Origin of the sequence: Sphingorhabdus sp. (genome assembly GCF_046596595.1) — a bacterium.
Lineage (GTDB): Bacteria > Pseudomonadota > Alphaproteobacteria > Sphingomonadales > Sphingomonadaceae > Sphingorhabdus_B.
Map to the genome: position 1 here is coordinate 1 of NZ_JBKJMB010000071.1, position 11,160 is coordinate 11,160.

At 55.6% G+C, this 11,160-nt stretch carries 10 protein-coding genes; 6 read left to right on the forward strand and 4 right to left on the reverse strand.

Going from position 1 to position 11,160, the window contains the following annotated elements:
* On the forward strand, nucleotides 1-1,184 hold a 1,184-nt coding region (locus tag ACLL9E_RS07420), incomplete at its 5' end, for a phenylalanine--tRNA ligase subunit beta (RefSeq protein ID WP_411291104.1).
* Nucleotides 1,185-1,239: 55 nt separating this feature from the next.
* Here the strand turns inward: ACLL9E_RS07420 and ACLL9E_RS07425 are convergent.
* Nucleotides 1,240-3,600 (reverse strand): TonB-dependent receptor, encoded by a 2,361-nt coding sequence (locus ACLL9E_RS07425; RefSeq protein ID WP_411291105.1) that lies wholly within the window; start codon nucleotides 3,598-3,600, stop codon nucleotides 1,240-1,242.
* Nucleotides 3,601-3,703: 103 nt separating this feature from the next.
* Between ACLL9E_RS07425 and ACLL9E_RS07430 the strand changes: the two genes are divergently transcribed.
* Nucleotides 3,704-4,327: a TetR/AcrR family transcriptional regulator gene (locus tag ACLL9E_RS07430; protein ID WP_411291106.1), complete on the forward strand. Its 624-nt coding sequence runs from the start codon at nucleotides 3,704-3,706 to the stop codon at nucleotides 4,325-4,327.
* A gap of 24 nt (nucleotides 4,328-4,351) precedes the next feature.
* Nucleotides 4,352-5,914 carry a peptide chain release factor 3 gene (locus ACLL9E_RS07435; protein WP_411291107.1) on the forward strand — a complete coding sequence of 521 codons (1,563 nt, stop codon included), beginning with the start codon at nucleotides 4,352-4,354 and terminating at the stop codon, nucleotides 5,912-5,914.
* Here ACLL9E_RS07435 and ACLL9E_RS07440 read toward each other — a convergent pair.
* Nucleotides 5,911-7,869 carry a beta-galactosidase gene (locus tag ACLL9E_RS07440; RefSeq protein WP_411291108.1) on the reverse strand — a complete coding sequence of 653 codons (1,959 nt, stop codon included), beginning with the start codon at nucleotides 7,867-7,869 and terminating at the stop codon, nucleotides 5,911-5,913. The genes ACLL9E_RS07435 and ACLL9E_RS07440 overlap by 4 nt on opposite strands.
* A gap of 206 nt (nucleotides 7,870-8,075) precedes the next feature.
* Here ACLL9E_RS07440 and ACLL9E_RS07445 point away from each other — a divergent pair, with 206 nt between their 5' ends.
* Both ACLL9E_RS07445 and ACLL9E_RS07450 read left to right on the forward strand, forming a co-directional pair.
* On the forward strand, nucleotides 8,076-8,669 hold the full coding sequence (locus ACLL9E_RS07445; RefSeq protein WP_411291109.1) for a LacI family DNA-binding transcriptional regulator: 594 nt from the start codon (nucleotides 8,076-8,078) through the stop codon (nucleotides 8,667-8,669).
* 117 nt (nucleotides 8,670-8,786) lie between these two features.
* Nucleotides 8,787-9,932 (forward strand): fatty acid desaturase family protein, encoded by a 1,146-nt coding sequence (locus ACLL9E_RS07450; RefSeq protein WP_411291110.1) that lies wholly within the window; start codon nucleotides 8,787-8,789, stop codon nucleotides 9,930-9,932.
* 20 nt (nucleotides 9,933-9,952) lie between these two features.
* Here the strand turns inward: ACLL9E_RS07450 and ACLL9E_RS07455 are convergent, their stop codons facing one another.
* Complete coding sequence (locus ACLL9E_RS07455) at nucleotides 9,953-10,177, reverse strand: hypothetical protein (RefSeq protein ID WP_411291111.1); 225 nt, start codon at nucleotides 10,175-10,177, stop codon at nucleotides 9,953-9,955.
* Entirely contained in the window at nucleotides 10,174-10,764 is a 591-nt protein-coding gene (locus ACLL9E_RS07460; protein ID WP_411291112.1) for a recombinase family protein, read from the reverse strand. The genes ACLL9E_RS07455 and ACLL9E_RS07460 overlap by 4 nt, the downstream gene beginning before the upstream one ends.
* A gap of 103 nt (nucleotides 10,765-10,867) precedes the next feature.
* On the opposite strand from ACLL9E_RS07460, the gene ACLL9E_RS07465 reads away from it, so the two are divergent.
* Entirely contained in the window at nucleotides 10,868-11,068 is a 201-nt protein-coding gene (locus ACLL9E_RS07465) for a hypothetical protein (protein ID WP_411291113.1), read from the forward strand.
* The last annotated feature ends 92 nt before the right edge of the window (nucleotides 11,069-11,160 follow it).

The window sequence follows — 11,160 nt, forward strand, 5'->3', positions numbered from 1 at the left end:
CGCGCAACATTTCATATGACACCGATTATTGTCGGCGACTTGGCGGGGTGGACGTATCCCCTGAAGAGCAGCGTAATATCCTCGAAAGGCTTGGTTTTTCCGTCAGTTCTGACTGGACTATAGTGGTACCGTCATGGCGTCGTGACGTCGACGGTCCAGCCGACATTGTGGAAGAAGTCGTCCGCATGGTTGGCCTCGACAATGTTGTGTCGGTGCCCTTGCCGCGCGCAGATGGTGTTGCGAAACCCACCGCAACACCGGCGCAGACTTTGGAACGCCAAGTGCGGCGCGCGGCAGCGGCACGTGGATTGAATGAGGCGATCAACTGGTCCTTCCTGCCAGAGAAAGCGGCAGATGCTTTTGGTGGAGGTGTCTGGAGCCTCGCAAACCCGATATCGGAAGACATGAAAGTGATGCGGCCTTCGTTGCTGCCCGGGCTGCTTTCCGCAGCGCAGCGCAACATGGACCGCGGCGCATCGTCGGTACGGCTGTTCGAGATCGGGCGGCGCTATCTGGCGGGAACGGACGGCGCGAGCGACGAGCGCGTCACGGCCGGTATAATACTGGCAGGTGAACGCACACCCCGCAACTGGGCCACGGGCAAAGCCGTGCGCTTTGACGCATTCGATGCAAAGGCCGAGGCAATTGCTTTACTCAAGGCTGCTGGAGTTGCCACCGATGGATTGCTGGTGATGGGTGAAGCCGGCGCGCATTATCACCCTGGCCAGTCGGCAACGTTGCGCATGGGTCCAAAAAACATATTGGCCGCGTTTGGAACGCTGCATCCAGCGACGGCAAAGGCGTTTGACCTTGATGGTCACATTGTGGCTGCGGAAATCTTCCTTGATGCCATCCCGCTCAAAAAGGCGTCGGGCTTCATGCGTCCGGCGTTTACACCACCTGCGTTACAGGCGGTCACCCGCGACTTTGCGTTTCTGGTATCGCGCGATTTGCCTGCGCAAGATCTGGTCCGATCGATCAAGGGGTGCGATAAGGAAAATATCGTTGCGGTTCGGCTGTTTGACCGTTTTGATGGGCAAGGCGTGCCCGAGGGTCAGCTAAGCCTTGCAGTCGAAGTCACGCTTCAACCGACCGAAAAAAGCTATAGCGACGATGATCTGAAGACCATTTCGGACAAGGTCATTGCAGCCGCCGCCAAATTGGGCGCTGCACTCCGCGGATAAAAAAGAGGCCGGGCTTTTACACCCGGCCTTCTTTGTCATGCGAATTGGCGTTGGTTTAGAACTTCACGCCAGCCGTCAGGAATACTTGCCGCGGATTGCCGTAGAAGGCAGTCAACGTTCCCTCACGGCCAAGTGACGCAAGCGGCAAGCCATTGGTGCCAAGGGTCGGTACACCCGTCGTCGCATTGCCCGCGATGAAGCTGTAGCCCGACGTCTTATACTCCTTGTCGGTCAGGTTCTTGCCGTGCAGTCCAATGCTCCAGCGATCATCGGGCGAGGTGTAGACCAGGCTTGCGTCCACCAAGGCATAGCCGGACTGATCAATGTAGGGATTGGGTATTTCAAACTGTGATGTCCTGCTTCTGTAGGAAACCGTTGTGCCCAGGTTCAACCGTCCGGCGCCGACGGGTGTCATATATGCAAGCGTCGCGCTTGCCGTCCATTTTGGCGTGTTCTGCACATTGCGGAATGCCGCCACATCGGTTGGAACGCTGGCGATGTTGGCGATATATTCGTCAAATTGTGCGTCGATATAGCCAACCGCGCCAAGCAGGTTCAGACGGTCTCCATCGGTGGCAAAGCTTTCACCCAAGCGTGCGTTGAATTCCAGCTCAACACCCTTGAAGGTAGCTTTACCCGCATTGGACGTAACGCCGCAGAATGAAGGTAGTCCTCCAACAATACAGGCAACGGATCCCGGGATCTGGACATCACTATAATCGGCATAGAAGCCAGCCAGCGCGAAGGTCAGGCCACCGTCAAACAGATTGCCCTTATAACCCACTTCGTAGCTGTCGACGCTTTCAGGACGGAAGCTCAAAAACGCTGCAACTTCGTCATTTTCGCCGCGAATACCGTTCCCGTTAAGGTCAGGCGCGTTAGTACCAACGCCGCGTGGGTCAAAACCACCGCCTTTGAAGCCCTGGCTAAAGCTTGCGTAGATATTGTGATCCGGGCTTGGCTTAAAGCTGATAGAGACCCGCGGAGTGAACTTCTTGAAGCTGCGCTTGCCATTAAAGTTGGTGCTAGCGCCGCCAAATGGCACGCCTGCACCCCCAAAGAAGGGCGAGCCGCCGCCCAAATAGTTCTGCCGCAATATGTTCGCCGTGCGTTCGTCCCAAGTATAGCGGCCGCCGACTGAAAGGCTCAATTGGTCAGTGAAATTATATGTGAAGTCGCCAAAGACGGCATAGGTTTCGGTATCGACAGCGGCCTTTGTAAACGCGGTCAATCCAGCCAGGGTGGTGAACAGCCGCACGTCGAACAATGTGTCGGCGGTGGCGTCGAGATAATATGCGCCGACCATCCCGCTAAATGGTCCGGCATCGACCAGAAGCTGAACTTCCTGACTGATCTGCTCGTTGAAATAGCCGCCGGGGACGTCAACGTCTGCCGCAGGTAATGCGTCGAAATCAATTGGCGTAAATGTATCATCCTTGCGCCAAGCACTGATCGAACGGAGCGTCAGTGCATCCGACAAATCCACGGCGATGTTCATCGACAGGCCATAAGCTTCGATGTCCTGTTTTGGGTCAACAAGCCCCCCGCGCGTGTCGTACACATTGTCGAGCACAGGCGCGCCAGACTGAAGACCGCGGATCAAGCGATGGCCGCCGCGCGGATCGCTCTTGTCGTGCGTGTAATCGCCGTTGATGCGGATGGAAACAGGTGCGCCATAGCCGCCAAGCTCAACAGTGCCGCGCGCAGCCCACAGATCCTTGTTGTAGTTTTCCAGACCCGTTGTGAGGTTGTCACCAAAGCCGCCGCGTGACAGGCGCGCAACACTGCCGCCAACGCGCACTACATCACCAATCGGGGCCGACACGGTCAACACGCCGTCGGCTTGCTTATAAGTACCGACTGTTGCCCGCGCGCTCAGAGAAAATTCCTGAGGCAAGCGCTTGGTTACATATTTAACCGCGCCACCAATGGTGTTGCGGCCATAAAGCGTACCTTGCGGGCCGCGCAGAACTTCGATCCGTTCCACATCATAGATGTCGAGCACACCCGCCTGCGGCCGGTTGAGATAGACATCATCCAGATAGATGCCAACGCCAGGTTCAAATCCGGATACCGGATCCTGCTGGCCGATGCCGCGGATGAAGGCTGACAACGTCGAATTGCTGCCGCGTGACGTTTCAAGCGTCGTGTTGGGCGTGATGTTGCCGATTTCGGTAATGTCGAGCGCGCCGCGCATCTCCAGCGATTCACCTGAAAAGGCGCTGACGGCAATCGGCACGTCGAGCAGATTCTCCTCACGACGACGCGCGGTGACGATGATTACATCCCCATCGTCAGATTCATCTGAGGCGGTTGTCGCTGTCTGCGCTGCTGCTGGAGCCATCCATGCAACACCGGATAAAGCAATGCTCGCTAATAAAGCGGCACGAATCACGGAAATTTTAGGGGATTTCATTAGTAACTCTCCTCCACAAATGCGGGTCTTTACCCGTTAACAAATTCGCCTATATTGAAAGTTGAACCATGTTTCAACTTATAGGATATAGGAGCAGTAGCGAATGTCTGCCGAACGTGGCATATCAGCAACAATGACACCCGCCGGAAAAACGCCGCGCACCGAAAGGGGGCGCAAGACATTGCGTTTGTTGCTTGATTCGGCTGCAGCCGAGTTTGGCGAAAAGGGCTTTCACGATAGCTCCGTCGTCTCGATTACCCAGCGCGCCGGCGTGGCGCTTGGCAGTTTCTACACCTATTTTGATTCGAAAGATTCGCTGTTCCGCGCGTTGGTGCGCGACATGTCAGCGCAGGTTCGCCACACTGTGGGCCCAGTGATGGCAGCCGAACCCAACCGGCTTGAAGGGGAACGCAAAGGCTTGGCCAAATTCCTCGAATTCGTCCGCGAGCATAAGGAACTCTACCGCATCATCGACGAGGCTGAATTTGTCGACCCCGCCAGTTATCGCGCTCATTATGAGGATACTGTCGACGGCTATCTCAAAAGCCTTAAAGATGCTGCTGCAAATGGCCAGCTACGCGATGACGTCGATGAAGTGCACGCATGGGCAATTGTCGGCATGAACGTGTTTCTGGGCCTGCGTTATGGCGTGATGGGCGAAGATCGCGATGTCGGCGACGTCGCCAATATTGCCGCGGACCTGCTGACAAACGGGTTGAAGCGTTAATCAATCCTCCCTAAGCCGCGCAGCATGACGCTGAACCGCCGGACATTTGCCATTATTTCCCACCCTGATGCAGGTAAGACCACGCTGACGGAAAAACTGTTGCTACAAGGCGGTGCCATCCATTTGGCTGGCGAAGTCAAGGCGCGCGGTCAGGCCCGCCGTGCCCGGTCGGACTGGATGAAGATCGAACAGCAGCGTGGTATTTCGGTAACTTCGTCGGTCATGACATTCCAGAAGGACGGCATCGTCTTCAACTTGCTCGACACGCCGGGGCATGAGGATTTTTCAGAAGACACCTACCGGACACTGACTGCCGTTGATTCCGCCATCATGGTAATCGACGCCGCCAAAGGCATCGAGCCGCAGACGCGCAAGCTTTTCGAAGTGTGCCGCTTGCGCAGCGTGCCGATCATTACGTTTGTGAATAAGGTTGACCGCGAAGGTCGCGCGGCGTTCGAAACGATTGACGAGGTCGCCGACGCGCTCGCGCTTGATGTGTGCCCCATGAATTGGCCAGTCGGCATGGGAGGCGAATTTGAAGGCCTGTATGATTTTAACAGCGGTCGCCTGAGCCAGCCATCGGGCGACAGCAAGGCTTTTGAAGGCAAGACAAGCGACCATTCAGGGCTCGACGCCGCCAGTCTGGAACAGGTGTTGACACCCGCGGGCGTACGGCGTTTGCGCGAAGAGGCCGAACTTGCCCAAGCGGGATATTCGGAGTTTGACCTGACGGCGTTCCAAAATGGGGATTTGACCCCTGTATATTTTGGCTCTGCATTAAAAGAGTTTGGCGTTATCGAATTGATCAATGCCATTTCCGCTTACGCCCCGCCGCCCCGTCCGCAGCCAAGCTCAAAAGGCAATATTGACCCGTCGGAGAAGGAAGTCACTGGCTTCATTTTCAAGGTGCAGGCCAATATGGACCCGCAGCACCGCGATCGCATCGCCTTCATGCGGCTGTGTTCGGGTACCTTCAAGCGCGGCATGAAACTCACGCCGTCAGGACTTGGAAAGCCGGTCGCGATCCATTCACCAATATTGTTCTTTGCACAGGACCGCGAAATTGCGGACAGCGCCGAGCCCGGCGACATCATCGGCATTCCCAACCACGGCACCCTGCGTGTTGGCGATACCTTGTCCGAGCGAAACGAAGTGCGCTTTACAGGGCTTCCCAACTTTGCACCTGAAATATTGCGGCGGGTTGTTTTACGCGACCCGACAAAGACCAAGCAATTGCGTAAGGCGCTGGATGACCTCAGCGAAGAAGGAGTGATTCAGGTATTTTATCCCGAAATCGGTTCGAACTGGGTGATCGGCGTTGTCGGTCAGCTGCAGCTGGATGTGCTTATCTCGCGGCTTGAGGCGGAATATAAGGTCGATGCCTTTCTGGAGGCCGCGCCTTATGACACCGCACGCTGGCTCATTGGTTCGGAAAGTGCATTGGCGCAGTTTGTGTCGTTCAATGGCGGCAATATGGCCAAGGACCGCGATGGTCATCCGGTGTTTATGGCACGATCATCCTGGGACGTCGGCTATCAGCAGGAAAAACATCCTGACCTGAAATTCAGCGCCACCAAAGAGCGCTAACGCCAGGCAGCCACACCAAAGGGTTCGATCTCTGGGCCGCCGATAACGAACTCGACGCCACCGGTTGCTGGCGCATGCGCTGGTGTGTCGGCCAGATTGAACGCAAAGGTCAAATCACCCCGCCGACGCAACCGCATTGTTGGCGGCAGCGGAATTCTGGCGATGTCTGCCTCAGCGCACAGATCGACCAACAGGTTCAGAAGAAAAGCGTCATCGGTTAAAGTCGCAAGATATATGCTCCGTCCTGAGCGCGCCGCTGCGGGCGTGCCATCTTCATAGGTCGCTATGACGTCAGCGTCGCCTGCTTCAATGGTTTCACGCCATCGGCCGCTGTCATGGGCTTTCCCCTTATAGCTGATCGTGCCGTTGCAATCGGGGCGAAGCGTTTCCACTGAAATCACCTTTATCGGAACGAATGCGCGTAACTGGCCCGGCGGGAGGCCCTCGCTTATAGAAAATTCATCAGTCTTTGCACCGGAGCGCGGGCCAAAAAGGATCAACCCGTGGCTTGCCTGCAAGGCGGCCATGGCCGCATCATCGACAACAGCAAGCGATGGCACAACAATGATCTTGTAGCCGTCAAGTTGTGCCGCGCCTGCGGAAACAAAGTCGACATCGACGCCAAGTCCGCGCAATGCCCGATAATATTGGAACACCACTGCATCATATCGATAGCCGGTCCCTTGCCGTTCGATATCGTCGACCCAGCCCGTTACGGGATCAATGATGATAGCGACGTGCGCCTTGGGCGCGACCAAAGTCAAATCACCCAGCAACTTCATTTCGGCAGCGACCTGCTCAACTTCCGCCCAAGCAGCAGCGGGCATGTCATCCGGCCGCAAAAGCCCTGCATGCATTTGTTCCTGCGCAAACGGCACCTGCCGCCAACGGAAATAGGCAACGCAGGCTGCGCCATGGGCGAAGGCCTGAAGCGTCCAATGGCGCACCATGCCCGGCGCGGGGCGCGGGTTGTGTGGTGCCCAGTTCACTGGGCCGGGCTGCTGTTCCATCACCCACCACGCGCCCTTTGAAAGGCCCCGAACGCAATCGAAGTTCAGCGCGGCCAAATCAGGATGCCCGGTCCGCATGAAAGGCTTCCAATCCTCTGCGGACGCTTTAGCCATCAGCTGGTCGGAAAAGCCGAGCGGATAGTTGTCATAGCTTACGAAGTCGAGTTCCCGGGTCAGTGCGGCATTGTCGACCCCGGTCGTCGCTGGCGGAATGATGTTGTGCGTGACCCATTGTTCTGGTCCAGCGTGCCGGCGAATGGCTGCCACCATGACGTCATGAAATCTTACCACTTGTTCCGAGGCAAAGCGCCGGTAAGCCAGCCTGTGCGCGGGGTTCGTCTCGCAAACGGTGAAAAACGGCAATTCGATTTGGTCGAAATTGTCATATTCCATCGACCAGAAAACATTGCCCCACGCGGCATTCAATGCGTCGATATTGCCATAGCGATGCGCGCAATATGCGCGAAATTTCTCTAGCGCGACTGGCGCCGCACTCATGAGGGTATCATGGCAACATAATTCATTATCGGTTTGCCAGCCGACGACATGTGGATGGTCTCCATATCGCCGGGCCATCTGCGCCGTTATGCGTTCGGCCTGCACCAGATAGGTCTCGCTGGAGAAATCATAATGCCGCCGCGAACCAAAGCCCCGCACTTGGCCGGTGTGAACGTCCACCGGCAGAATATCCGGATATTTTGCGCATAACCATTTGGGTGGCGTCGCCGTCGGGGTGCCCAGCACAATTTTCAGGCCAGCCGACGCCAATACGCCAACCGCCCGGTCCATCCAATCCCAGTCAAATACACCCTCGCTTTTTTCAATCCGTCCCCACGCAAATTCGCCGATGCGGACATATGTCAGGCCAAGGTCGCGCATTCGCTGCGCATCGCGTTCCCAATATGCCTCGGGCCAATGTTCGGGATAATAGCAGACGCCTAACATGCAGATGGTTTAGCGCCGAACTATTGGCTGACAAGTCTGCACATCTGCCGTTGGGCTTTCGCGCCTTCCATACGCCTCTATCAGGAACAATTCATCTTCAGCTGCGTTCATCCTCCATGTGTCGGGGGAATTTTAGGTGCGCAGCAACGATTGCCTGAGCCCAAATATTTTCCCGCTTTTCAGTGAAGCTTAGTTAAGGAAAAATTGTGGAAAACGGCTCCCGGGTTCGCAACATTACCGAATTGGCACAATTAGCTGGCGTATCGCCGGGGACAGTGTCCCGTGCACTTGCAAATTCTCATTTGATTGCGCGCAAGACCCGCGATCGAATTCAGGCCATTGCCCGTGAACATGATTTCAAACCCAATGCGTTGGCCCGCAACCTGCGGACAAAACGAACTGGCGCAATCGCAGTTGTGATTCCTGCGAAAAAGCAGGTGAAAAACCCCAAGCGCGAACCAATTTGCGTATCGATGCTCGCATCGATCAGCTCGGCCTTGACCGATCGGGGTTATGACCTGCTGCTTATGACTGCGGACGAGTCTGATCCCCGTTGGTTGAATCGCATGGCGGACTCAGGGCGTTGCGATGGAATTATCGTTCTTGGACAAACCAATGTGCAGGACCAGCTTGGCGAAATTACCGAAGGCTATGATCCGTTGGTAACTTGGGAGCCGGGAACTTCACAGGGTCGCAACCTCGATGCAGTAAACGACTCGGATGCTGACGGCCGTGAATTGGTCAATTCATTATTTGGACGCATTTCAGGGAGCCGAGAGGCGGCGCACGCCGTCGCGTAATCTTTGCGCGCATCAGACCAGTTTTGCAAAAAGCCGATAACACTGATTGATACAAACGCGCCATAATTCGCACATTCTGCCATTTTCTCGCCACGACTGATGCCTATCTGGAAGGACATGACTTCCGTTGGACAAATCGAATCGCGTATGAATGATGTATCGTTAACTGCAATTAGTCCCCTTCAAGATGCCTTGCAGGGCAGCGATGTGGCGGATCGGGCAGCGGTGTTGAAACGCGTACCCGACGACAAAGCGATGCTGCGTGCAGTTGCTGAACTGACTCGCGACCTTGGCACACCCAATCCGCGCATATTCTGGTCCGATTTCCTTGCATCGGCGTTTGTGGGCTATGCTGGACTTGCAGTCGCTATATTTGGTGGCAATGTCTGGCTACAATGCGCCGCTGCTCTGGTCTCGGTGCTTGCGCTCTATCGTGCTGGCGGCTTCATCCACGAAGTCACGCACGTAAAGCATTCCGCCCTCCCGGGTTTTCGCTTTGGTTTTAACGCCGTCATTGGTGTGCCGCTTTTGGTGCCGTCCTACATGTATGAGGGGATTCATAATCTCCACCATGCACGCACGCGTTACGGAACCGATCAGGACCCTGAATATCTGCCGCTTGCCTTGATGAAGCCGTGGACTTTGCCACTGTTCATTGTGGTATCGCTGCTTGCGCCGATCGCACTGCTGTTTCGCAACGCCGTGCTCGCGCCGCTTTCGCTTTTCATTCCGGCGTTGCGCAAGATTGTTGTTGAACGTTACTCAGGACTTGCCATCAATCCCGCCTTCCGCCGCCGACCTGCCGAGGGCGAAGCGCACCGCAACTGGATTATTCAGGAAACCGCCGCCAGCATTTGGTCGATTGTGCTTCTGACATGCGTGTTTACAGGCATCATCCCTCTGAATGCCTTTCTGATCTTTCTTGCCATAGTGTCGAGCGTTGCGGTGCTGAACCAGGTGCGCACATTGGTTGCTCATTTATGGGAAAATGATGGCGAGCCGTTGAGTGTCACCGCGCAATTCCTTGACAGCGTCAATGTACCGCCGCCGGGCGTGCTGGCATCGATCTGGGCGCCTGTGGGTCTGCGCTACCATGCGCTGCACCATTTGCTCCCCAGCGTGCCCTACCACGCCTTAGGCGAAGCCCACCGCCGCCTGACAGCGCAGTTGGCGCCCGATTCAGCCTATCACCGCGCAAGCTATGACGGGTTGGCAGGTTTGGTCACGCGCCTGACGCGCAGCACGTTTGTGCGCGGAGCATAAGCAACGACAGTCATTGCGGATCACATCGGACCGCAAAGACTGTTGTATGACATGTGCAAAAAACTGGAGCGGGCGAAGGGAACGGTCCTGACAGGTCCATGATCTTGCACATCATTACCCGCACCATCCCCTGACGTTGGTTCACCTTGCGGGCGTTCGATGATGGTCTGGGCGGATGATTCATCATTATTCAGGGCAACGATGGCGGGAGCGTCTTCGATCGTTTTATTATCGTTTGACATCATGCTGCTTGAGCCATCTTCACCTTGATCCGATGAACGGTCCCAACGCCAGCTTTGAGCTTTCGTGCAGTAGCGTTGATGCTCAGTCCACTGGCGAGTGTTGCCCTGATCAGTTCAGCTTTTTCAGGATCAAGCGGGGGGCGGCCACTTCGCTTGGAACTACGCTTCAAGCCAGCCATAATACGTTCGCGCAAAATTGAGCGTTCGAACTCGGCGAAGACGCTCAACATTGAGAACATCGCACGACCTGCTGAGGTTGAGGTATCAAGACCCTGCGTGTGGAGATACAGATGGACGTTTCTTTCATTGATCTCAGCAAGGAAGCTCACGAGATGTTGCAATGAGCGTCCCAACCGATCAACTGACCAGCATGCGATGAGATCGATCTCTTTGCGCGTTACCATCTGCATGAGACGGTCGAAGGCTGGTCGTTGATCCCGACCCTTTGCGCCTGATATTCCCTCATCAGCAAGTTCTGCAACGATCGTCCAACCGAGACGATCCGCCACTGCTTGAAGTTCAAGACGTTGGTTCTCAACAGTCTGACTATCTGTTGAGACACGAGTGTAGATGGCGACGCGTTTATCCATATCAAAAGGCTATGCTCCAGTTCTGGAATACGTCAAGTAGTTCTTTTAGTTCATCTTTTTGATGTCCTGATATAAACTCAGGGTTCAACTCAAAGGAGCAACCATGGCTGAGACTGTTATTCGGAATAAGCAACTCATGATCATTGGATATATCGAAGATGGAGCGTCGGAGCGGGTTGCCCGGGACAAGACTCGGAAGATCGTCGGCTATTACAATGCACGCGACAACTATACGCGCGATCACCAGCGGATGATTGTCGGAACGGGCGATCAGCTAATGGGACTGATTCACAACGGGATGTGATACATCACACGTCAGCAGTCGGACTAAAACCTCGACTTAAACCAACCATATCTGGAAAGCCCTGACGCCAAGATTTGCATCACGGTTTTCTG